This window comes from Arthrobacter sp. TmtSoilC77 (genome assembly GCF_059739415.1).
In genome coordinates, this window is the sequence record NZ_AP046050.1 from 837,301 (window position 1) to 857,889 (window position 20,589).

The window sequence follows — 20,589 nt, forward strand, 5'->3', positions numbered from 1 at the left end:
TCAGACAGAATAAGCCCGAGCCGTGGGTTGATGGTTAGACGGCCTGGAAGGCAGTGATGGTCAGTAGTTTGATGCCGGTGTTGCTGCAGGCATCGTGCTGCTCGGCAACGAACAGTGACGCGGTGTCATTTGGCGGGTAGATGCGGTAACCGGCAGCAGGCACCTTGGTGCAGTCGCCGTAGTTTCCAGCCTGGGTGTAGCGCAGTTCAGCCCACGCCGATTTGCCCGGAGCAAGCTCAATCTTGGTGACCGGCGTGGTGGTTTCTCGGGTAGCAGGCTCGCCGATAGGGGCACCGTTGGCGTCGGCCGTCAAAGAAACGCCTGCGAAACCCTCCAGGCTACAAGGTGTGGTTCCGGAGTTCGTCAGGATCAGTTTTTCGTAGATGCTTCCGGCAGCGCCGCCGCCAGTGGAATCAGTGGCGGCAGTCAGGGAATCGGCCTTGCATTGACCTTCGGCGGCGGGTGCTGCGGAGCTGACCGTTCCCGATGGCGAAGGCGAGTTGCTCGCGCTGGGGGAAGCCGACGTCGGAGATGCCGAAGATGAGGTGGGCGGGGCACTGCTGCTTCCCGCGGGGCTTGGGCTTGGCCCGCAAGCAGCAAGGAGCAGCAGCGAGGCTGCTGCCGTCGTCGTCACAAGTCCGGTTTTGATGCGCTGAGTCCACATGCGCACCAGCCTTGCGCCGGGTGTGACGCGAGTCAATTGAGCCACGGCAAGGAAAGAGGATTGGCGTCCGGATCGTGATCTTTCCGGACGCCAATCCGCTAAAGGTTCGCCCTGTTACTTGGCGTCGACCTTGGCTGCTGCTGTCTTCGCTGACCGGCCGCGGAAGAATGCGGCGCCGCCCAGGCCCAAACCAGCGATACCGGCAACAAGGCCCGCCCAGCTACGTGCCTGTGATCCGTCGTCGGTCACCGATGACGCCTGCTCCGTTGACACCGTGCCTGCTGCGTGGTGGTCACCTTCGGCTTCGGCCGGTGTGATGGTGACGGACGGGGCCGGGGCCTTGAGTTCGTGCTCGTCCTGTCCCTCCTTCGGGATCTCCGACCAGTCAGTCTGGCCCTGCTCGCAGGTCTGCAGAGTGGGGAAGTAAAGCGTCTTGCCGGCGACGTCGGGCAGCTTGACCGAGAGAACCAAAGCATCACGAAGATGCGGGTCCAGCGGAGCCTTGGCTGTGTACACGATCTGGCTGGTCCGCTTGGTGATGGTGGTGCCATTGTCCAGCTTCTTCGGCTCCGCCAACGTCTCCGTAACTTTCTCGACGGTCCAGTTTGGGTTGACCGTGGGCTGGGCATCGGTCAATTCCTCGGGCAACGAGATAGCGACTTTTGTTGTGCCGAACGTGTCGCAGCCGTGGGGGATACCGAACGTCAACAGGGCGTACGAGTTTGCGGCAGTCTTGTTCGGATCGGCCGATACGTGTGCGGATGCTCCGGCCAGGCCGGCCATCATCAAGGCGGCGGTTCCGCCAGCGGCAGCGGTCGCGGACAGGGTACGGCGGAGGGTGGACTTCTTCATGGGATTGCCTTTCAAGGGCGCCGGAGTTGGCGCCGGGTACGGGTTTATGGCCCGTCACCAAAGGCGTCTGCTTGGTGCGTTGCGCTGGTGCCGGGCGGAATCAGGGAAGAACGACGGCGGCGGGCGGGCCGCGGCGGCTGTCTTGCCTCAGGTTCCGCCAAGGGCGGGGCAGGAAGACGTCCGGTGCGCCGACGGCGATAGGGGAGGCTCCGGCGTCGGGCCTGAACAGCAGGGTGGGAAGCGCAACCAAAGGACGCAGCCACGCCGCCAGCTGCCACAGTGCGTCCTCGCCCTTGGCCAGGATCACGGCAGAGCCGATCGTGGCCAGGATGTGGCCAGCCAACATCACGGCGCCCAGGGTTGAGTCCAACTCATGGAGGTGGGGCGCCGCTGTGAAGAGCAAAGGATTCAGGGGCTCGGCCGCGGCGTGGTGGGCATTTCCTTGGGCTGTTGCCGTCACTGGACTCAAAGCCGTGAAGGCTTCGTGGAGTACGAACTGGCTGGTTCCAAGCAAGGCTGTCATGGAGGCGACGTTGAGTTTGAAGCGCGTGGCCAGCGTCGCGGCCAATGCCGTCAAGGCGACAAGTGCCAACAGGACCGGGACAACGGGAAGTTCGCCGCCGCCGATCACATGGGCTCCGGCAGCAAGAAACACGATAACGAGCGAGATCGCGCCGGACCGCAAGGCATGGAAGGGTGCCCGGGGCTGCGATAAGCGCACGGAGTCCTCCCTAAATAGCCTGCCTGGATGCTGCTGTTGTCAGCGTCCTGATTCTATCGGGAGTTCGGAGCTGGACTGGCCTCGGATGGGTGCCTATGTGGATACTTTGACGCTTTGTGGCGATGCCGGCGCATTAGGTGCGGACAAAGGTTGGTCCGGGTGGCTCCGGGATACGGCTGAGGTCCGCACCAGGACGACGACGGCGGAGCTCAAGTTTCAGGCTTTCCTCGCCACGCGCCATGGCCCAGTGGTGGTTGGCCGAGAATGCAGGCTTCAGGAGCCAGCTCAGCCTGCGCAGGAGTGGCTTGGCGGCGCTGACCCGCCAGTCGTAGGTGATGACGACTTCAGGGCCGTCGGTTTCGAAAGTCCAGCGGCCAGTGCCGTTGAGGTCTCCCTCGGCTTTGAGCGCAAAGCCGTGCAGGGTAACGGGTTCGGTAACTGTGAGCCGCCAACGCAAGGTGTAAGGAAGCCAGCCCTTGGTGTGGAGGTCGAAGGATTTACCGGTGCCATCCGGGTTGCCCTCGTTTACCGGGGTGACTTGGAGATAGACGGCAGGCCACCACTGCTTGAGGGTACCCGCGTTGCCGAGGACATCCACCACTTCCTCGCGTGTTCCGGGCACACGCCACACGGTGACGAACTCGTAGTCGGTGCTTTTGTTCGTCTTATTGGTCAACCCGGCCATTGGTGCCTCCGCAGTGGGTGTGGCTCCGAGGGTGTCTTGTGGCATCCGTGATTAATGTACTGCTGACACGGCGGCTGTTCCTACGAAAAGTCGCTGCTGGGCGGACCTGTATGAGTAGGACTCCGGCGGGAAATAGCTGGACTGAAGTTCAGGTCATGGAAAGCACTAACATCCATAAGATACTTAGTATCAAGCAAATTAGGTCTTGACCTTTAAGCACTAAGAAGATAAAAATGACGAAGTGCCAATAATCTTCACCACGTTCGGCACCTCGCCAGCCCCGCACTTGGGCCACGTTTGACGGCGAATTTGCATCTGTTGTTGGTAATTGAGAAGTCGCATGAGGGAGCCTCCAATGACGGAGGCCTATCTCTCGCCGTGGTTTGTCCAGCCGCCGATGACCGGTGGATGCCCCAGCTTCGAAAACTGGATTCGAAGCCCTCCCTACCTTAAGGATGTCCAATGGACACGACGAGCGAATTCAAGAAACAGGAAGAGGCAAAGCCGAAATGGTGGGTTCTGTTTCTTACATGCGCGGCTGTAGTGCTCGATGGCTATGACACGGTCGCGCTGGGTGTGTCCATACCTACGATTGCCAAGGACTGGGGGGTTCAGCCTTCGTTCTTCACTCCTGCCCTCTCGCTGACCAGCGCCGGAGTGGCTCTGGGATATCTCGCTGTGGGACGCCTCGTGGCCAGGCTGGGCACCCGGAACGTCATCCTTTCTGCAGTTGTGGTCTTCACTGTTGGTTCGCTGCTGACAGCGTGGTCGACTTCGATTGTGGAACTCACGATTCTGCGGTTCATAACGGGTCTGGGATTGGGAGCCGTTCTTCCAGCCGCTGTATCGCATGCAACCGCAGTCAATCCCGCACGCTTGCGTCAATCCATTGCAGTGGTCGTGATGACGGGCATCTCCTTCGGGGCACTCATTGCGGGTCTCACCGGCAGTGGCATTGTGGGCGCATTTGGGTGGGAATGGGTGTTCATTTTGGGTGCTATCGCCTCTGGCGTTCTCCTGCCATTCCTGTGGTTCGGGTTGTCAGGCAGCCAAGCGTCAGACCCGCTCCACGAAGCGCCCGAGGCCAAGCACCATGCGTCGGTTGCCCGCCTGTTCGATGCCTCTGTTCGAAGCAGGACGCTGCTCCTGTGGGCCTTTTCCTTCCTCATATTCGCCGTGTTCTACGTGTTCTCGTCGTGGTTGCCGACCCTGCTCACCAGTTACGGCTTCAGTGCCGGGCTAGCACCCTTGGGGTCAGCAGCTCTGGGCATCGGAAGCATCGTGGGTGCTGGCGTGCTGATTGTCGGATCGCGTCGATTCCGCATGACGTCCGTGCTGGCTGGAACCTCGGCCGTCGCCATTACGTTCCTTGTTGTTTCTGCGTTTCTCGGCCCCGACAAAACTTTGCTGCTGCTGGTCTTCGGTGGAGTCGGCCTGGGACTCCAGGCCGGAATGATCGGCGCTACGGCGCTGGCGGTCACACTGTATCCGCAAGCAACCGTGACGGCCGGCGTCGGATGGGCTGCTTCGCTGGGCAGACTCGGATCCGTGGTTGGGCCGATCTTCGGCGGCGTCCTCATTGGATTCGGCGTGGATACCAGCTTCATTGTTCTTTCAGTCTGTGTCCCTGTGATCATTGCTCTTGCTTTGGTGTTGGTTGTAGGGCGTATCACCGCATCAAGTGCCTCTACTCCGACACCAACACACCAGGAGAAATCGTCCCTGGCTTCGCCCCGTACGTAGAGCACGCTGTCCCTTATGGCTAGCCGCCGTCTATCCGCCTTCATACAGAGCCGATGACATCGATCTGCATCATGTTTGGGGGGTGCGGCCACGTTATTAGTAGTCGGTGCTTTTGCTGGTTCGTTGTGCTGAATCGTACCGAGAGATTGGTCTCCCCGCCTTAGCTTTCCGGGAGCGCCCCGATCTCGCTCGTGGTGACTACCAGAGCGACTCGCGGTGGCGGATTAAGAATGCCGATGCCGTTGTTGCCGACACTAGGCTTGACGATTGTGTACATAGGTCATTTCGCCGCAGCTGCGGTCATTCTCGCAGTTGCGCCTGAAACGCCCGCCTTACCCATCGCCGTGGCAGTCGCGTGGCCAGACATTGTTTGGCCTGGATTGGTTTTCGCTGGCAAAGAGTCGGTTAAAGTGGACCGCAATAATCCGCTGCAATCCCGCGTCAAATTCACCTCCTACCCGTACTCACATTCGCTGGTCCTCGGTGGTGCGCTCAGTATTGTGCCCGCACTGCTGGCCGGGCTGATTTATCAGAGTGTCCTTGTAGGTGTTCTTTTTTGGGTCGGCGTCCTGTCTCACTGGCTTCTGGATGCGGTGGTCCACCTCCGGGACCTTCCAGTACTTGGCTGGGGACGGAATGATCGCCGCGTCGGCTTTGGCCTGTGGGCCCGGCCCCGACTGGCGTTCGTGCTGGAGTATGTGTTCTTTGCCGCGAGCGTTCTTTTGGTGGCCCCACCTTCGATGTTTGTAGGGCTGCTTGGCGGAGGGTTGCTGCTTCATTTGTTCAATATCAACTCGTTCTTCGGCTTTACCAAGAAGAACCCAGTGGGCACGCCCAAACGCTTCGCTTTGCTGGCACTGGTTGGCTACGTCATCGCGATCATCTGGTTCACGATGTCATGGCAGTAGCAGTTGCCTCGCGCGGAAAGAGTTCCGTTCAAGCTGATGTGGGACTGCATCGAGGATTAGTCTTCTGGAATGGAATCCTGGCACTGTAACCGGCTAAGCGTGAGCCAGGCCGAACTTGTAGAAAGCTGGTTGCCAGGTGTTCGTCTCCTCAAGGATCTCTCCTGGAATCTCGTAGATACCGCAGTCCTTGAAGTAGCGAACAGGCACCATAAGTACATAGTCAAAGCTGCTGGGTCTTTGAATCACCACATAGGACGTGAGATAGAAGCCCACGAGACCTCGGTGAATGTGTGGGCCCGGCAGACCCGCGCGCCTAAGCTGCTTCAATCGGATCGTTCCATGAACATCTTGATGACCGAATATCTGGAGGGTTCTCTCGTGGAGGGAACCGAAGCTGAACATGAGGCTGAAACCTATCTGCAAGCCGGGTGCCTGCTGCGTGCGTTTCACAGGCAAGCGTCGCGGATTGACCCGGACTACGAGTCGGCAGCCACTTCCAAAGCGTTGTCGTGGCTGAGGATGCCCCACCGCATCGAAAGAGCTTTCGTTGAGAAAGTCCAGGCCATTCTCGGCGCATATCAGCCGAACCCTGTGGTGCTCGTCCCGACCCACGGTGACTGGCAACCACGCAACTGGCTGATAGACGGCACCGAGCTTAGGATCATCGACTTTGGCCGCTACGGATTCAGGCCAGCTGCAACTGACTTCTGTCGTCTGGCTGTGCAGCAGTGGCGGTCTCATCCTCATTTGGAGGCTGCCTTTTTTGAGGGGTACGGATCAGATCCCAGAGATCGTGAGCAGTGGGATGTGCGCTCCTGCGCGAGGCTGTGGCTACCTCTGCATGGGCATACCAAGTTGGGGACGAAGGGCTTGAGCGACAGGGCCACAGGATGCTGAGTGACGCGCTGGCCAACTTTTAGATGTCCTCACTGCTTGGCTGGAAGAACCGTACATCGTAGGTGCAGCCTCCGCTGCCATGCTTCCGCCCACCCGGCCAAAAAAGGTCCCTCCTCCCTCATAAACAAAGGAAAGCAGGACCTTTCTACGCGGCGGTGACGGTGGGATTTGAACCCATATGGACACCCGCGACACCTGGCCGAACACGGCCGGAATCCCCGGGGACTTAGCGGTGATCGGGTACATCCGCTCACATCTTCAAATACCCATTCGCAGAGATTCCGTTACTGCTGCGTTACCGCTACGCCTGTTTTGCCCTGGTCAGAGTTTGTTCCTTTCCATGCGTGCAACGTTGCGTGGAAACGCAACAGTAAATATTGCGGCGGCGATGGCAAGCCGAGTACCCTCGCGGCAAGAGCGTCTCGTTGGGGTGCGCTAGGAATTGGGGGGTACCGTGCGCCGTCTGGTCATGATCCTTTCTGCTGTAATTGCCATGACGCTTACCCAGCCCGCGATGGCTGCTCCCGCCCGCGCAGATGACTCCTGGCACAACTTCATTCAGCTGTGGTGGGACTGGGGTGTAGTTTATTCCGATCTGGTCACCATCACTGACGAAGGCGGAGTCATTGTCTATGAGGGTAAGCCGGGTTGGGAAGGGCAGGGTCTGGGCCCTGGAAACACTGTCGTTTTGGACGCGGACGCCTTGGTGACACCGGGGGACTGGGATGGAAATTCCCAATCCGATTGGATGTTCCGCAGCAGCGACGGCGGCTTGTATTTACGCACCGGCATTGGCGGGGCCGACGCGGAACAAGTCGGTTGGGGCTGGGACGTGATGACAGCAATGGTTTCACCTGGAGATTGGAACGGTGACGGCGCCTCCGACGTTCTGGCCCGCGACGACGCGGGTGCGCTCTGGATGTATAGGGGCGACGGCTCTGGTGGATGGCTGCCCGGGCGCACCCAAGTCGGGTCGGGGTGGAACATCATGGCTTCCATCTTCAGTGGACGTGACTTCAATGCGGACGGGAAGCCGGACGTTCTCGCTGTGGATACGGGTGGTGCGATGTGGCTGTATCCGGGAAACGGGGCTGGCGGGTGGATGAGCCGCGTACAGGTTGGGTGGGGCTGGCAGAAGATGGATCTGATTGCCGCCCCCGGAGATTTTGACTATGACGGACATGCCGACGTCATCGCCCGCGATATCGCGGGTTCCATGTGGCTCTATCCTGGCAACGGGGCAGGCAGCTTTACGTGGACACGGCGGCTCCTGAACATCCCAACACCGGCACTCTTCGGCTGAACTGCGCGCCAGCCCGGTGGCGAGGGTTCTTCGCCCACTCGAACGAGCAGCTATCCTCCTGGGACGCCGGTCTTCATGCACGCACGCATGAGTCCATCATTGAGGCCATGCTGCCGGCTGAGGGGCGTAACGGGGCACTTGGACGCACCAGGGCGGCCATCCAAAGGGCATGCCTCTGTCCAAATTTAGCTCGAAGCGCTGAAAAGCGTCAGGGCGTCGTGGCTAGTACCAATACCGGCGCCCAGCCAAGATGGGGCGATTGAGCGCGCCGAGAATAAGCAGTATGAGGCCGATGGCCAGCACAATCCAGCCGATGGTGACGAGGATGCCGATATTGAGTAGCCAGCCGACGATCAGCAGAACAAGTCCCAGGATGATCATTTCTTTCCTTTCGCGTTGTCGAACAAACTAGCCATAAACTAAGCGCCCTTACTAAATCAAGATTACCCGCACCGGAAGGAAATGGGGATGCTGCTAAACCTGGCCGTGCCAACGAATCGCCATGACTTGCCGGAAAACATGAACAGGGCAAGGCTCAGAACCAATGCACGCTGTGTCCATAGATGAAGAAAGGCCCCGCATCCCTCATAAACAAAGGGAAGCAGGGCCTTTCTACGTGGCGGTGACGGTGGGATTTGAACCCACGTTGGCTTTTACACCAAACAACATTTCGAGTGTTGCACCTTCGGCCGCTCGGACACGTCACCAACTGAAATAGGGTACCGGAGTTGGGGCCGGTTCCCCAAAACGAGCCCGAAGCGAGCGCTCGGACACGGGCCCGGGAAACGCCGGGAAGTGAACTCAACTTCCGCGCACCCCAACCCAGCGATAGATTCATAAGCATCATGACTATCTCGCGCGAACAAGAACACGAGGCCCAGGCCTATTGGGTCACTGAGTCGGGACACGGTGAGTTGCGCCCGGAAGCCCTACCAACTCCGGGTCCCAAGGAAGCCCTCGTCAGGACCCTGTACTCGGGCGTCAGCCGCGGCACGGAACGCGTGGTGCATGAAGGGCGCGTTCCGGAGCGCGTTGCTGATCTGATGCACGCCCCACATCAGGAGGGCGACTTCCCAGGGCCGGTCAAGTACGGCTACCTGTCCGTCGGCGTCGTAGAACAAGGCCCGGACAACTGGATCGGCAAAACCGTCTTCAGCCTGCACCCGCACCAGGATTTTTACGTAGTCCCCACGAGCCAGCTCACAGCCATCCCGGAAGGGGTGCCTGCCCGCCGTGCCGTGCTTACGGGCATCGTGGAAGTGGCCATCAATGCCCTTTGGGAAGCCGGGCCGAGGCTGGGAGACCGTGTCGCCGTCGTCGGGGGTGGCCTGGTGGGCGGTGTCCTGGCGACCATCCTCCGGAAGTATCCGCTGGGCCGCCTGCAACTCGTGGATGCAGATGCGGACAAGAGAAATCTCGCCGAAAAACTCAACATTGACTTCGCGCTCCCGGACGAGGCAGAGAACGATTGCGACATCGTTTTCCACTGTTCCGCATCCAACGAGGGTCTCAAACTGAGCCTTCAACTGGCCGGCGATGATTCCGAGGTGATCGAGCTTTCGTGGTTCGCTGACAAGGAAGTCAGCCTGCCGCTGGGCGAGGATTTCCACGCCCGGCGACTCACCATCCGCTCCAGCCAGGTTGGGGCAGTGGCGCTGCCCAGAAGGCACAGGAGAACCAACGCCCAGCGCCTCCAACTCGCGGCGGCAACCCTGAAAGATCCGCTGTTCGATGCATTCCTCAGCAGCGAGTGTCAATTTCAGAATCTGCCCGTCACCCTCGTTAAGTTGTTTGAACAGCCCGGCGGCTTTTGCCACGTGGTCGCCTATCCAAAGCCGGAGGAATAAGACATGTTCAGCCTGACCGTCCGACGTCACTTCATGATTGCCCACAGCCTTCCCCGCGAAGCGTTCGGCCCCGCGCAGGGCCTCCACGGTGCTACATTCGTCGCCGAGGTGACCTTCCGCCGCCCCGATCTCAACGAGGACGCGATCGTCCTGGATATCGGTGCTGCAGGCGGCATTCTCGAGGAAATTCTTGACGACCTGAACTACAAGAACCTCGACGAACACCCCGCGTTCAAGGGCAAGTTGTCCACCACGGAGGCGTTGGCCAAGCACATCGCCGACGCAGTTGCCGCACGCATCACGGACACCCCGGATGGACCAGCCCTCAACGGTATCGACGTCCTCCTTCGCGAGAATCCGGATGCGTGGGCAGGATATTCACGGGAGCTCCCGGCCAAGTAATGCACATCCGCTTCCTGGTGCCGGGAAACGTCCGGCACGGCTCCGGGGGGAACAAGTACAACGCCAAGCTCGCCGAGCAACTGACGGCCCTGGGCGTCTGGATAGAGACAGTCATCGTCGACGGCGATTGGCCGGTTGGGAGCCCGGCGGACCGGCAGCGGTTTGCCGGAATGCTCGACGGCGGCACCACAGTGATTGCCGATGGCTTGGTCGCCAGTGGGGCGCCGGACGAAGTGGCGGGCGCGGTGAGCGCCGGAACCAAGGTGTGGATCCTGTCCCACATGGCGCTCGCAGACTACCCGGACCTTGAGTCCAGGGCCATGACCGCGGCCACGGGAGTGATATGCCCGAGCGCCCATGCTGCTGCCGCGCTGGAAAAAACCCATGGCCTCAAAAACGTGGTGGTTGCCCAGCCCGGAGTTGAAGCGGCTGAAACAGCAAAGGGTTCGAAACCCCCTCACATCATCGCCCTCGCCGCGTTGCTGCCCAACAAGAGCCAAACAGAACTGGTGGAAGCACTCGCCACGCTAATGGACCTCCCATGGACGGCCGCCCTGATCGGCACAGACCAGCCGGACCCGGCGTACGCGGCAGAGGTGAGGGCCGCCGTCGAACGTTACAAACTCCAAAACCGCATCATGATGACTGGGGAGTTAACCGGCAAACCGCTGGAGGACCAATGGAGCACAGCCGATCTCAGCATCCTCATCTCGAAGTCCGAGGCGTTCGGGCTGGTAGTGACGGAGTCCCTGGCCCATGGCGTTCCGGTTGTTGTCCGGCAGGGGACCGGTGCTGTGGAAGCCCTCGGGAACACGGGAGCGGGGATGGCGCTTGACCTCACACAGCCCAACAACCTTGCCAGCACCCTCCGGAGATGGCTCATTGACCAAGAGCTCCAAGAGCGCTGGCGTACGGCAGCACTCCAGGCGCGGTCCGACCTTCCCGGGTGGGACACCACAGCAGCAACCGTTCTGAAAGCCCTCGGCAGCGGCGGGGGTGCAGAATAGGGCCATGACGCCCAAAGTCCAGACCATACCTGCCGCAACAACCCTCACCCCGGAGCGTCTCCGGGCCTGGGCCTGGCACAAACAAGGACTCGACGGGTCACTCGCAGGAAAGACATCCGAGGAAGTCCTGGACCACGCCGGCTGGGCACGCTCCGTGGGCGGCGCCAATCCGTACCTGACACTGTTTGCGCGGGCCGGAATCAGCCGCGAACAGATGGACCGCGACGTCAAAGAACTGCGGATCCACGAACTCCCCACTGCCCGCGCCTGCACCTACGTCCTGGGCCAGGCCGACTTTGCCTGGGGCCTGCAGGTAGGCCGGGACGCCGCCATCGCCCCGTTCAAAGTGCTGGCCAGGATGGGTGTCGAACGCGGCGAGATCACGTTGTTGGAAGACGAGATTGAGCATGCCCTCAAAGAATCCAGTGATCCCCTGGACCCCAGACAGCTGAAGGACCAACTGGGCGATTCCGTCCGGAGCCTCGGGGAGGAAGGCAAGAAGAAGGGCGCCGCCACTACACTGCCCACGGCCCTGGGCCTGCTCCAAGCCGACGGCCGCATCCGCCGGGTCCCCATCAACGGCCGCCTCGACCAGCAGCGCTACGCCTACACGAGCTGGGGCCTGCCGCCCAGCAAACTCGACGACGACGCCGCCCGCCGCCTCCTGCTCGAACGGTACTTGCGCTGGACTGGCGGAGCGACCCTCAAGCAGAGCCAGTGGTTCACCGCGTTCACCGTAGCCCAGACCAAAGCGGCGCTCGCGGGCGTCGGGGCAGTAGAAGTGCCCACGGCAAACGGTGACGTGCTGTGGATGCTGCCGGACGACGTCGAACGCCTGGCCGACTTCCAAGAGCCCGGAGACGAACAGATCCAGTTGCTTGCAGGCACGGATTCACTGGTCCTCCACAGGCGGAATTCGGCTGACATGTTCGCTGAGGAAGACAAAGGAAAGAAGGTCCTGGACACCACCCTTGCGCTTCAGGCCGACCTCCCGGATCACCCGGTTCTGGACAGGGGCAGAATCATCGGCCTGTGGCAGTACGATCCCGGCAAAGAACGCATCGCGGCCTGGACCTTCGCCAAGCCCACTGCCGCAGTCAGTAAGCGGATCGCCGAAGTTGAAGCATGGATCCGCGATGAACTTGGCGATTTCAGGTCGTTCAGCCTGGACTCACCAGCGTCCCGCCAGTTGCGGATCGACGCACTCAACGAGGCCGCTGGCCTGTAACGCGCTCAGCCCGAATAGGCATTCAGCCCGAACCATACGGCCGGGTGATTGCTTCGAGGAAGTGCCCGTCCGGGTCGCAGAAGTAGATCCCGCGGCCGCCGTCGTTGTGGTTGATCTGTTGCGCACGGGACCGTGCAGGGTCTGCCCAATAGGGAATGTGTTCGGCGGTGATCCGCAGAAAGATCGAATCGAACTCCTGCTCGCTGACCAGGAAGGCATAGTGCTGCGGCGCGATGGTTCCCGGGGCTTCGAGGAAGTCCAGCGTGACGCCGTTCTCCAGGGAAACAGTGACAAAGGACCACATAGGCTGTGGGGTGGGAAGCCCAAGGATGCGGGCCAGAAACGCAGCGGACGCCTGCTTGTCCTTGGCGTAGACGATGGTGTGGTTGGAAGCGATTGTCATGATTGGCTCCTCAGCATAGAGCTCAAGCGGGCGATCGGTGCTCCGCCGCCGGTACGCGGTGCGTAGCGAAGAAGTCCCGAAGGAGCGTGGCGCATTCTTCCTCACGCACGCCTGCGTAGACCTCCACCCAATGGTTGAGCCGGCGCTCGCGGAGGATATCGAACACGGAACCTGCGGCCCCGGCTTTCTCATCCCACGCGCCAAACACGACGCGGGGAATCCGTGCCAGGACAATTGCCCCGGCGCACATTGCACACGGTTCGAGGGTTACCACCAAGGTGCAGTCCTCCAGGCGCCATCCATCGCCCCCTTCGCCCAATTCGAGGGCGTGGCGTTGCAGGGCAGCCGCGGCTTCACGGATGGCGACGATCTCTGCGTGGGCGGTTGGGTCCCCGTGCGCTTCCCGTTCGTTGCGTCCGGAACCCAGCACACCGCCGTCGGGTCCTAAGACAACCGCGCCGATCGGCACGTCGTCCGTCTCCAGCGCCAGCCGGGCTTCGTCCAAGGCAAGGCCCATCCAAGCCATGTGTTCTGCGTGATACGGCTCGTTGGCGCTCATATCTCAATGATAGTTTTGGACGATGCGCACACTCGTCGTGGACCACCCGCTGGTCGCTCACAAGCTCACCGTTCTGCGGGATAAGAACACCCCTTCACCGGTCTTCCGGCAGCTCACTGAAGAACTCGTCACCCTTCTGGCCTATGAGGCCACCCGGGAGGTCAAGACACAGCCAGTCGAGATCGAGACCCCTGTCACGAAGACCATTGGCACGGCGTTCACCAAGCCGACTCCACTGGTGGTTCCCATCCTGCGCGCAGGCCTGGGCATGCTGGAAGGCATGACCAAGCTGGTTCCCACCGCCGAGGTCGGCTTCCTGGGTATGGCCCGCGACGAAGAAACGCTGGACATCATCACCTACGCTGAGCGCCTCCCCGAGAACCTCACCGGACGTCAGATCTTCGTGCTGGACCCTATGCTTGCGACCGGTGGCACCCTGCGCGAGGCCATTAAGTTCCTCTTCAAGCGCGGCGCCTCGGACGTCACTTGCATCTGCCTGTTGGCAGCCCCTGAGGGCTTGGCCAAGCTGGAAGAGGAACTCAAGGACGCCAACGTGAAGGTGGTCCTGGCTTCGATCGACGAGAAACTCAACGATAAGTCGTACATTGTGCCGGGCTTGGGCGACGCCGGCGACCGCCTCTACGGCGTGGCTGGCTGATCCGCACGCCCCTACCGCTTTCCGGCGCGCCCGGTTAGCCTGTGGCGCATGGACTGGAAACTTGAACTGGTGTTTGTCCCTGTGTCCGACGTGGATCGCGCGAAGGACTTCTACGTCAACAAAGTTGGTTTCAACGCCGATTTCGATGAGCGTCCCATGGACGGCATCCGCTTTGTGCAGTTGACGCCGCCGGGTTCGGCTTGTTCCATCGCCATCGGCGAAGGGCTCAGCGATGCCCCTCCGGGAACAGCGCCATCCCTGCAAATGGTGGTGAGCGATATCAACAAAGCGCACGAGCACCTCAAGGCCAATGGCGTCGAGGTCAGCGATATCGATGTCCAGGACTGGGGACACTTCGTCCACTTTGCGGACCCGGACGGCAATAAGTGGGCTGTGCAGTACATTCCGCACCGGCCCAACGGCTAGGTCACAGTTCGACGCCACCCCTGCATGGTGCGGCAGGATGGAGCCATGAGCCATCCTGCCGAACCAACCTTGCCTTCCGCACAAGCCGAACGATCGCCAACCCTGACCGTCCGTGCTGTCCTGTTCGACATGGACGGAACACTGGTTGATTCCACAGCGATCGTCGAGCAGGTGTGGCTGGAATTCGCAGAACGATACGGCCTGGATTACAACGAGATCCTGCGGACGTCCCACGGCGTGCAAGCAGGCGATACTGTGCGCCGGTATGCTCCAGCAGGAGCCGATCTTGAAGCCTTGACTGCCGAGCTCGGCCAGATGGAACGAACGCGGACCGACGGCGTGATTGCCCTCCCTGGCGCCGAAGCGCTGCTCGCTGCCTTGCCGGACGACGCCATTGCGCTCGTCACATCCGCGGACCGCATCCTTGCCGATATCCGGATGAAGGCCGCTGGCCTTTCCATGCCAACTACTGCGGTCACCGCCGAAGGCGTTACGCGCGGCAAGCCGCACCCGGAGGGGTACCTCAAAGCCGCAGCGTTGCTGGGCGCGGAACCAGCCGACGTCGTGGTTTTTGAGGACGCCCCGGCAGGTATCGCAGCCGCCCGGGCTGCCGGGATGCGAACCGTGGTGGTCGGCGACGCCGGTGGCGAGCTTGAGCCGGGCATGTGGCGTATCCCGGACTACTCCGCAGTCACCGTCATTGCCGTGAAGGACGACGACAGCGGTCACCTCATCAGCTTCACGCTTTAGTCTGTTCGCCTCCGCTGTTCCAACCGGTGAAGCGGGAGTAGGCTGTGCGCATGTCTGCGTTGCCGGAGGCGTACGGTGCTGCACTGGAGCGGGCCATGGCGCACGCTACGGATTGGCTTGCCTCGGTGCCCGGCCGTTCTGTCCGGCCCACATCCGACGCCGACCAAGTCGCCTCGAGCCTTCTTTCGAGCCTTCCCGATGAAGCAACGGACGCGGCTGACGTAGTAGATGAGCTCGCCGCATTGGCTGAGCCCGGGTTGATGGCAATCCAGTCCGGACGCTTCTACGGCTGGGTCATGGGAGGGACGTTGCCAGCTGCCATGGCTGCAGATTGGCTTGTCTCGGCATGGGACCAAAATGCCGGGCTCAGGTTTGCGACCCCGGCCGCCGCCGCGATCGAAGAATCCGCAGCGGCGTGGCTCCTGGACTTATTGGATCTTCCGCGAGGGTCCGACGTCGGATTCACCACTGGCGCTACCACAGCCAACTTCGCGGGGCTGGCTGCCGGGCGGCAATACCTGATGGATGAAGCCGGGTGGGACCTCGCGGACCTGGGCCTGACCGGGGCGCCGCGGATCACCACGTTTGCAGGCCGCGAACGGCACGCCGCCGTGGACCTCGCCCTGCGGTACCTGGGGCTGGGAGCCTGCGTTCCCGTGGACGTTGACGATCAAGGCAGGATCCTCCCGGAGGCACTCGCGGATGCCATGGATGAACAACCCGGACCTTCCCTCGTATGCCTGCAGGCCGGCAATCTGCATTCCGGAGCGTTCGATCCGATGTCCGAGGCTATTGCGGTAGCCCATGACCGCGAGGCCTGGGTGCATGTGGATGGCGCATTTGGATTGTGGGCTGCGGTCAGCCCACAACTGCGGGGGCGGCTGGCCGGAGTAGAGGCCGCCGATTCGTGGGCCACCGATGCCCACAAAACATTGAACGTCCCGTACGACTGTGGCTTGGCCATCGTCTCCCGGCCGGAAGCGCTGAGACGCGCCTTCAGCGTCCACACGAGCTACCTCATTGCAACGGAGACCGGACTGGGCGATCCGTTCGACAAAGTTCCGGAACTGTCCCGTAGGGCCCGGGGCATCCCGGTATGGGCTGCCCTCCGGCAGTTGGGCCGATCCGGAGTCATTGCCATGGTGGACAGGCTGGCAGCAAATGCCCGCGCGTTGGCGGAAGGCCTCGCTGGTATCCCGGGCGTGGAAATTCTCAACGATGTAGTTTTCACGCAAGTCTCGGTCGTCTTCGGCAGTGATGACCGCACACGCCGGGTTACTCAACGGCTCATGGCCGAAGGCATTGTGTGGATGTCCGGTTCCTCGTGGCGCGGACGCGATATCCTCCGGATTTCGGTAAGCAACTGGTCCACGGACGCAGGTGACGTAGCTGCCTCCATAGCAGCCGTTCGAGGTGCGGCAGAGGCCGAACCGGAAGCATAGAGGCGTCCTGTTACAAGGCCGAGCGTGCCTTTTCCAGGTATGCCATCAGCCCGCCCAACTGCTCAGCGGTCCACGGCAGTCCCGCGCTGATGGCCTGGCTGTTTTCCTGCCAGGTTGCACGTGCTGCGGCTTTGGTGTCCTCACTGGAGTGGAACATGGAACCGATGCCGTCCCATGAGCGCACCCATTCCTGGACCGAGGGGTCCGTGACGGGCCTCTCGGCTTGGACGTGCGCCAGTCCTTCTTCCACGAGGGCAGCCCACTGCTTCTTGGCAGCTTCGACTTTTTCTGGGCCGAGTTCTTCCCGCTTGTCCGCGAGTTGCTGGCGTTGTTCGGCTGTGAAGTTGTTTTCGAGCACGGTAATCATCTCCAACGTTGACATGAATTGTTCAGGGGTGGGCATGGCGTGTCCGTCCATGCGTGACAACAGCTCGCCCAAACGGTTTTGGAGCGCTTGGAGTTGCCGGGCGTGCTCCTGCACATGGACCAGCTGCTGTTGGAGGAGGCCCCGAAGGGACTCCAGATCATCCTCGGGAGCTTGCAGCGCCTTGCCGATGGCCGCGAGCGGAAGCCCCAGCATCTGAAGCGATCTGATCCGGTATAGCCGGCGTAGGTCGCCCTCCGAATACTTGCGATGACCGGACGATGTCCTTTGGCTTGCGGACAGCAGCCCGATCTCGTCGTAGTGGTGGAGCGTCCGCACGCTGACACCACATGCTGTGGCCAGCTCACCGATGCTCCACGGCCCGGATCCTGTTGTTCCCGTCATGGGCACAACGCTAAGTCCTGACGCAACGTCAGGTGCAAGTGGGTGTGAAGATATTCGGTGTTGGATGGCTTGGAACGTCGGTTTGTTCCTTATTTCTTGACGAGTTGCACCACAGTGAACCCGCCCGGCGCAACCACAACCCGGCCGGAGTGGTCTTGCCCCGTGGAGTTGACAGGAGTACCGAGGGGCTTCCCAGAAGCATCATAGGCCTGCTGTTTGAGGGTGAAGCCTTGAGGCAACTCCACTTTCCGAGTGATGGCCTCCCGGGCAGCGCTGACATACAACGTGGAGTCACCGCCCGGTCCTGTCACCGAAACCGTGGAGATCAGTGGCTGGACGAGGAGTGCGTCAATCGATGTGGCGCCGTTGGTCTTGGCCACGACTTTGCCGGCTCGCGCCGGGAGGCTCTGTTCGAGGGTGAGCGGGGACAACTTGCCTGCAGTCCCGGTGATGCCCTGGGCCCCAACGCCACCGTTGGCCGTCGCGCCAAGTTGGACCTTGTCAGCCGTCCAGATGGTGGTCCCGGACGGGGTAGTGCTTTGGTTGACGATCGGGTAAACGTTCCGTTCTTGATCGTCCGCCGGCACTTGGATGCTCAAAGACGCTCCGGGTTCAAGAGCCACGTAGGCACCTCCGGAATAGTTGGCTTCCCCTGTCCATGCAGATGCGGGCTTGACCACTGAGCCGGGGCCCTCGATGCTCCCCGATTCGGCCTCGACGATGCTGAGTCCGTGAGTCCTGACGGTTTTGTTGATGCCCAAAGCCTCTGCCTTCAACGCTGGATTAGCGTCGAGGGTCAGCATGGTGAGCAGCGCATGGATAGTGGATTCGGCACCTGAATTCGGGTTGACGCGTCCGTCACGTTCGATGCCGTCGACGGCGGTGCCCGTCGCTGGATTGTAGGCAGGGGAGTTGCTGCGGTTGGCTCCAAAGAACCAGCCGGCGGTCACGGCTGCAACGTCCAGGAGACCGGGAGCGTTGCCCGCCTTGGCTGTTGCTACCAGGCTTTGGACGCGGGAATCCACCCCGTAGGCAATCTGGGCCTCGCCCGGCGTTGGGCTCCAAGCGTTATCAGGTCCGCCCGCCGCCAACAACTGCGGCGTGAACTGGGCCGAATCCTTGACTGCGGCAGCCAAAAGGTCCTCGCGGTGGAGCACCGTTGAGGCAGTCGCTACGGCGGCTGGTGCCATTCCACCCCAAGCGTGCCAGAGTGTTTGGGACTTGTCCCACGGCATGATGGCGCCGAACGGCCAACGATCCACGGAACCGGAGGACATCTCAGCGATGCCTTCGCTGAAACGGGTCAGGGCCGTTCTGGCCACGCTGTCCTCGGGCTCGGCCTGCGAGTAGGCCGAGAGTCCAAGAACGGCTTCTGCCGACGCATCGGCTCCCCCAGCAATCAGCCACGCCGGGACCTTGGTGCCGTCAGCCGTATCGTAGTTGCCGTACTTGCCCAAGGATTGCTTGTTCAAGGACTCAAGTGCCAGGTGCAGACGACCCTGCAGGAAGTCCGCGAAGTCCGGATCGGCCGATTCGAAGGCCGCATATCCTTCGCCGAGGGCCCACACGGTTCGGGCGAGCCAGTAGGATTCAGCCGAATCGGACGGGTCGGGCAATTCAACGGGCGAGGCACTGGGCGTCAGTGTGCCGTCTGTCTGCTGCCACAGCACCACGTTGCCCGCATTGGGGCCGGTGGCGGTCTGCAGGTACGTCAAAGAGCGCAGAGTTTGGAATGCGTGTTCGCGGCTGGCGGTGTCTCCGGTCTGCTGCCAGTGCCGCAAGTAGACGACGGCGGTGCGGGCAATGTCGTCCGCGTTGTAAGCGCCTTGGGTCCAGTGCCCCGTGGCGGGGTCGATCGAACCGCCACCGACGCGCCGATAACTGCCATCCGCGTTCCTGTCTGCATACGTCCACGGGGCCTGTGCCGTCGGTTGGGTGTCCAGGCCGTACGTGGTGTGCCCTTCCACGGGTTTCAGCGGGACCGTATCCAGCAGGAAATCGAGATGCGCCAGATTCGTGAGTGGCGTGGATATCGGGGCCGTGGGCGTTGCCACGGCCAGGGGGTCTGCCGCAGCGGGTCCGGTGCCCGCTCCCACCATGAGCAATGACAGAGCTGCAGCGACAGCCGCGGGCTTGGAAAACGGCTTCGAACGAACAGCTGTGCAGGTCATGCTTCTCCTGGTGGTGTGGGATGGAACGCAGGTGGCCAAGGCTGGACGCTTCGGCCACCTGCCTGTTGTCATACGTGGTCGAGCTTGGCCACGCCGATCTTCGAATCAGCCATGCCGTAGAAGACGAAGAGTTGATCGCCGATTTTTTCGATGGCGGTAGGGAAGACGACGTTGGGCACGATGCCCGAGATCTCATCTTCGGTTTCGGGGGCAAGGAGCGGTTTGTCGCTGCGGGCGATGACGCGTGAGGGATCATCGGCGTCCAGGATCATGGCAGCAGCCGTGTAGTTGACGTTCTGCTGTTGTTCGAAGGCGGAGGCAGCGATTTTCCCTGCTACTCCGTGGTGGATGACAAGCCATCCTTCCTCCACACGGATCGGAGCGGGTCCGCCGCCAATCTTGAGCTCCTCGAACGGATACTCGCTTAATGCCACAAGTTTGTGTTTGCCCATGTGGACCAGGTTCCGCATGTCCTTCTGGACATCTTCCACGGCCACATAGGAGATCCAGATGCCGGGTCGGTTGTCCGTGATTCCGGCCGGAAGGTGCTCGCCCTCGCCTTCGCGGATCCAGCCAAGGTCCCACATCGGCCGGTGAAGCATGGCAAAGGAAGGCACGCCGTCGGGGTCGTTGACCGGCTCCGGGAAGAACACAGCGTCCTTGTTGGGAAACAGGTTCAGGTCCATGGACAGCTCGGCTTTGTACTCAAAGAAACACGGTCCCAAGCGTTCCCAGCTCCGCAGATCCTCGGAGTGGGCGAAAGCCAGGCGCGGCCCCAACGGCCCGTAGGCAACATACGTCATCAGGTGCTTGCCCAACGCTGGCACCCAGGTGGTGCGCGGGTCCTCCGTGCCTGCATTGTTCAGGCCGCGTTCCCACCCTTCGTCGGGAGCCAGTACAACGCCTTGGCGTTCGACGCCGGAAGGTACGCCGTCTGCGCCAATGACCACTTTTGCAAGACCCACACGGGAGACATTGCCCTTGGCAACGAGGCGGGGCAGGAGGTAAAGCTCGCCGTCAGGACCGCGGCCGCTGGCCGGATTGAGAACCCCTTCGGCTTCAAACTCATTCCCCTCCTCAGGGGTCATGATGACACCCGCCCGGGTGAGGGTGAACGGGACGGTCGGGAGTGCTGTTGGTGAGGAAGTCATAGA

General features: G+C 61.6%; 23 protein-coding genes and 1 tRNA gene. 12 read left to right on the forward strand and 12 right to left on the reverse strand.

From position 1 onward, the window contains the following. Positions 1–34: 34 nt before the first annotated feature. The 4 genes from AC6I99_RS04005 to AC6I99_RS04020 form a co-directional block, all read right to left on the reverse strand. The gene (locus tag AC6I99_RS04005) at positions 35–664 is read right to left on the reverse strand and encodes a DUF4232 domain-containing protein (protein ID WP_497960384.1); all 630 of its coding nucleotides are present in this window, start codon (positions 662–664) and stop codon (positions 35–37) included. Between the two features lie 114 nt (positions 665–778). After that, entirely contained in the window at positions 779–1,516 is a 738-nt protein-coding gene (locus tag AC6I99_RS04010) for a YcnI family copper-binding membrane protein (protein ID WP_497960387.1), read from the reverse strand. Between the two features lie 100 nt (positions 1,517–1,616). Beyond that, positions 1,617–2,237, reverse strand: a complete 621-nt coding sequence (locus AC6I99_RS04015) for a hypothetical protein (RefSeq protein WP_497960390.1) — start codon at positions 2,235–2,237, stop codon at positions 1,617–1,619. A gap of 133 nt (positions 2,238–2,370) precedes the next feature. Continuing rightward, entirely contained in the window at positions 2,371–2,922 is a 552-nt protein-coding gene (locus tag AC6I99_RS04020) for an SRPBCC family protein (protein WP_497961917.1), read from the reverse strand. Positions 2,923–3,384: 462 nt separating this feature from the next. On the opposite strand from AC6I99_RS04020, the gene AC6I99_RS04025 reads away from it, so the two are divergent. Together AC6I99_RS04025 and AC6I99_RS04030 are read left to right on the forward strand one after the other, a co-directional pair. Then, the gene (locus AC6I99_RS04025; protein WP_497960392.1) at positions 3,385–4,665 is read left to right on the forward strand and encodes an MFS transporter; all 1,281 of its coding nucleotides are present in this window, start codon (positions 3,385–3,387) and stop codon (positions 4,663–4,665) included. Positions 4,666–4,925: 260 nt separating this feature from the next. Beyond that, the gene (locus AC6I99_RS04030) at positions 4,926–5,573 is read left to right on the forward strand and encodes a hypothetical protein (RefSeq protein ID WP_309931203.1); all 648 of its coding nucleotides are present in this window, start codon (positions 4,926–4,928) and stop codon (positions 5,571–5,573) included. A gap of 93 nt (positions 5,574–5,666) precedes the next feature. Here the strand turns inward: AC6I99_RS04030 and AC6I99_RS04035 are convergent, their stop codons facing one another. After that, on the reverse strand, positions 5,667–5,846 hold the full coding sequence (locus AC6I99_RS04035) for a hypothetical protein (protein WP_224095173.1): 180 nt from the start codon (positions 5,844–5,846) through the stop codon (positions 5,667–5,669). 66 nt (positions 5,847–5,912) lie between these two features. Here AC6I99_RS04035 and AC6I99_RS04040 point away from each other — a divergent pair, with 66 nt between their 5' ends. Together AC6I99_RS04040 and AC6I99_RS04045 are read left to right on the forward strand one after the other, a co-directional pair. Continuing rightward, positions 5,913–6,470: a phosphotransferase family protein gene (locus AC6I99_RS04040; RefSeq protein WP_497960395.1), complete on the forward strand. Its 558-nt coding sequence runs from the start codon at positions 5,913–5,915 to the stop codon at positions 6,468–6,470. Between the two features lie 469 nt (positions 6,471–6,939). Then, positions 6,940–7,773, forward strand: coding sequence for an FG-GAP repeat domain-containing protein (locus tag AC6I99_RS04045; RefSeq protein WP_497960398.1), 834 nt, complete (start codon positions 6,940–6,942; stop codon positions 7,771–7,773). A gap of 222 nt (positions 7,774–7,995) precedes the next feature. Here the strand turns inward: AC6I99_RS04045 and AC6I99_RS04050 are convergent, their stop codons facing one another. Beyond that, positions 7,996–8,154 carry a hypothetical protein gene (locus AC6I99_RS04050; protein WP_224094353.1) on the reverse strand — a complete coding sequence of 53 codons (159 nt, stop codon included), beginning with the start codon at positions 8,152–8,154 and terminating at the stop codon, positions 7,996–7,998. Positions 8,155–8,390: 236 nt separating this feature from the next. Beyond that, positions 8,391–8,480, reverse strand: a tRNA-Ser gene (locus tag AC6I99_RS04055). A gap of 138 nt (positions 8,481–8,618) precedes the next feature. On the opposite strand from AC6I99_RS04055, the gene AC6I99_RS04060 reads away from it, so the two are divergent. The 4 genes from AC6I99_RS04060 to AC6I99_RS04075 are packed head-to-tail and all read left to right on the forward strand — an operon-like array spanning position 8,619 to position 12,257. Beyond that, positions 8,619–9,620 (forward strand): zinc-dependent alcohol dehydrogenase, encoded by a 1,002-nt coding sequence (locus AC6I99_RS04060; RefSeq protein ID WP_497960401.1) that lies wholly within the window; start codon positions 8,619–8,621, stop codon positions 9,618–9,620. Between the two features lie 3 nt (positions 9,621–9,623). Then, positions 9,624–10,022 carry a 6-pyruvoyl trahydropterin synthase family protein gene (locus AC6I99_RS04065; protein WP_497960403.1) on the forward strand — a complete coding sequence of 133 codons (399 nt, stop codon included), beginning with the start codon at positions 9,624–9,626 and terminating at the stop codon, positions 10,020–10,022. Then, positions 9,986–11,029: a glycosyltransferase family 4 protein gene (locus AC6I99_RS04070; RefSeq protein ID WP_497960405.1), complete on the forward strand. Its 1,044-nt coding sequence runs from the start codon at positions 9,986–9,988 to the stop codon at positions 11,027–11,029. The genes AC6I99_RS04065 and AC6I99_RS04070 overlap by 37 nt, the downstream gene beginning before the upstream one ends. A gap of 4 nt (positions 11,030–11,033) precedes the next feature. Further along, positions 11,034–12,257, forward strand: coding sequence for a DNA glycosylase AlkZ-like family protein (locus AC6I99_RS04075; protein ID WP_497960407.1), 1,224 nt, complete (start codon positions 11,034–11,036; stop codon positions 12,255–12,257). Positions 12,258–12,279: 22 nt separating this feature from the next. Here AC6I99_RS04075 and AC6I99_RS04080 read toward each other — a convergent pair whose 3' ends face one another. Both AC6I99_RS04080 and AC6I99_RS04085 read right to left on the reverse strand, forming a co-directional pair. Beyond that, positions 12,280–12,660, reverse strand: coding sequence for a VOC family protein (locus tag AC6I99_RS04080; protein ID WP_497960409.1), 381 nt, complete (start codon positions 12,658–12,660; stop codon positions 12,280–12,282). 22 nt (positions 12,661–12,682) lie between these two features. Continuing rightward, positions 12,683–13,219, reverse strand: coding sequence for a nucleoside deaminase (locus tag AC6I99_RS04085; protein ID WP_224094362.1), 537 nt, complete (start codon positions 13,217–13,219; stop codon positions 12,683–12,685). A gap of 22 nt (positions 13,220–13,241) precedes the next feature. Here AC6I99_RS04085 and upp point away from each other — a divergent pair, with 22 nt between their 5' ends. From upp to AC6I99_RS04105, 4 genes are read left to right on the forward strand one after another with little or no spacing between them, the layout of a single operon-like run. Next, positions 13,242–13,877, forward strand: coding sequence for a uracil phosphoribosyltransferase (upp, locus tag AC6I99_RS04090; protein WP_224094363.1), 636 nt, complete (start codon positions 13,242–13,244; stop codon positions 13,875–13,877). Positions 13,878–13,925: 48 nt separating this feature from the next. Beyond that, on the forward strand, positions 13,926–14,303 hold the full coding sequence (locus AC6I99_RS04095; RefSeq protein WP_224094365.1) for a VOC family protein: 378 nt from the start codon (positions 13,926–13,928) through the stop codon (positions 14,301–14,303). Positions 14,304–14,348: 45 nt separating this feature from the next. Next, entirely contained in the window at positions 14,349–15,053 is a 705-nt protein-coding gene (locus tag AC6I99_RS04100; protein WP_497960411.1) for an HAD-IA family hydrolase, read from the forward strand. Positions 15,054–15,103: 50 nt separating this feature from the next. After that, positions 15,104–16,495 (forward strand): pyridoxal phosphate-dependent decarboxylase family protein, encoded by a 1,392-nt coding sequence (locus AC6I99_RS04105; RefSeq protein ID WP_497960413.1) that lies wholly within the window; start codon positions 15,104–15,106, stop codon positions 16,493–16,495. A 10-nt stretch (positions 16,496–16,505) separates the two neighbouring features. Here AC6I99_RS04105 and AC6I99_RS04110 read toward each other — a convergent pair whose 3' ends face one another. From AC6I99_RS04110 to AC6I99_RS04120, 3 genes are all read right to left on the reverse strand, one after another. Further along, positions 16,506–17,264, reverse strand: coding sequence for a MerR family transcriptional regulator (locus AC6I99_RS04110; protein WP_497960415.1), 759 nt, complete (start codon positions 17,262–17,264; stop codon positions 16,506–16,508). A gap of 89 nt (positions 17,265–17,353) precedes the next feature. After that, positions 17,354–19,435, reverse strand: coding sequence for a hypothetical protein (locus AC6I99_RS04115; protein WP_497960418.1), 2,082 nt, complete (start codon positions 19,433–19,435; stop codon positions 17,354–17,356). Between the two features lie 68 nt (positions 19,436–19,503). After that, positions 19,504–20,586: a glycoside hydrolase family 130 protein gene (locus AC6I99_RS04120; RefSeq protein WP_497960421.1), complete on the reverse strand. Its 1,083-nt coding sequence runs from the start codon at positions 20,584–20,586 to the stop codon at positions 19,504–19,506. Positions 20,587–20,589 lie beyond the last annotated feature (3 nt).

Excerpts from the sequence above, each read along its gene's own strand:
- AC6I99_RS04100 (WP_497960411.1), top strand. The coding sequence starts at position 14,349 with ATGAGCCATCCTGCCGAACCAACCTTGCCTTCCGCACAAGCCGAACGA.
- AC6I99_RS04040 (WP_497960395.1), top strand. The coding sequence starts at position 5,913 with ATGAACATCTTGATGACCGAATATCTGGAGGGTTCTCTCGTGGAGGGA.
- AC6I99_RS04060 (WP_497960401.1), top strand. The coding sequence starts at position 8,619 with ATGACTATCTCGCGCGAACAAGAACACGAGGCCCAGGCCTATTGGGTC.
- AC6I99_RS04065 (WP_497960403.1), top strand. The coding sequence starts at position 9,624 with ATGTTCAGCCTGACCGTCCGACGTCACTTCATGATTGCCCACAGCCTT.
- AC6I99_RS04110 (WP_497960415.1), bottom strand. The coding sequence starts at position 17,264 with ATGACGGGAACAACAGGATCCGGGCCGTGGAGCATCGGTGAGCTGGCC.
- AC6I99_RS04080 (WP_497960409.1), bottom strand. The coding sequence starts at position 12,660 with ATGACAATCGCTTCCAACCACACCATCGTCTACGCCAAGGACAAGCAG.
- upp (WP_224094363.1), top strand. The coding sequence starts at position 13,242 with ATGCGCACACTCGTCGTGGACCACCCGCTGGTCGCTCACAAGCTCACC.
- AC6I99_RS04045 (WP_497960398.1), top strand. The coding sequence starts at position 6,940 with ATGATCCTTTCTGCTGTAATTGCCATGACGCTTACCCAGCCCGCGATG.
- AC6I99_RS04085 (WP_224094362.1), bottom strand. The coding sequence starts at position 13,219 with ATGAGCGCCAACGAGCCGTATCACGCAGAACACATGGCTTGGATGGGC.
- AC6I99_RS04025 (WP_497960392.1), top strand. The coding sequence starts at position 3,385 with ATGGACACGACGAGCGAATTCAAGAAACAGGAAGAGGCAAAGCCGAAA.
- AC6I99_RS04095 (WP_224094365.1), top strand. The coding sequence starts at position 13,926 with ATGGACTGGAAACTTGAACTGGTGTTTGTCCCTGTGTCCGACGTGGAT.
- AC6I99_RS04105 (WP_497960413.1), top strand. The coding sequence starts at position 15,104 with ATGTCTGCGTTGCCGGAGGCGTACGGTGCTGCACTGGAGCGGGCCATG.
- AC6I99_RS04020 (WP_497961917.1), bottom strand. The coding sequence starts at position 2,922 with ATGGCCGGGTTGACCAATAAGACGAACAAAAGCACCGACTACGAGTTC.
- AC6I99_RS04115 (WP_497960418.1), bottom strand. The coding sequence starts at position 19,435 with ATGACCTGCACAGCTGTTCGTTCGAAGCCGTTTTCCAAGCCCGCGGCT.
- AC6I99_RS04005 (WP_497960384.1), bottom strand. The coding sequence starts at position 664 with ATGTGGACTCAGCGCATCAAAACCGGACTTGTGACGACGACGGCAGCA.
- AC6I99_RS04075 (WP_497960407.1), top strand. The coding sequence starts at position 11,034 with ATGACGCCCAAAGTCCAGACCATACCTGCCGCAACAACCCTCACCCCG.
- AC6I99_RS04120 (WP_497960421.1), bottom strand. The coding sequence starts at position 20,586 with ATGACTTCCTCACCAACAGCACTCCCGACCGTCCCGTTCACCCTCACC.
- AC6I99_RS04050 (WP_224094353.1), bottom strand. The coding sequence starts at position 8,154 with ATGATCATCCTGGGACTTGTTCTGCTGATCGTCGGCTGGCTACTCAAT.
- AC6I99_RS04010 (WP_497960387.1), bottom strand. The coding sequence starts at position 1,516 with ATGAAGAAGTCCACCCTCCGCCGTACCCTGTCCGCGACCGCTGCCGCT.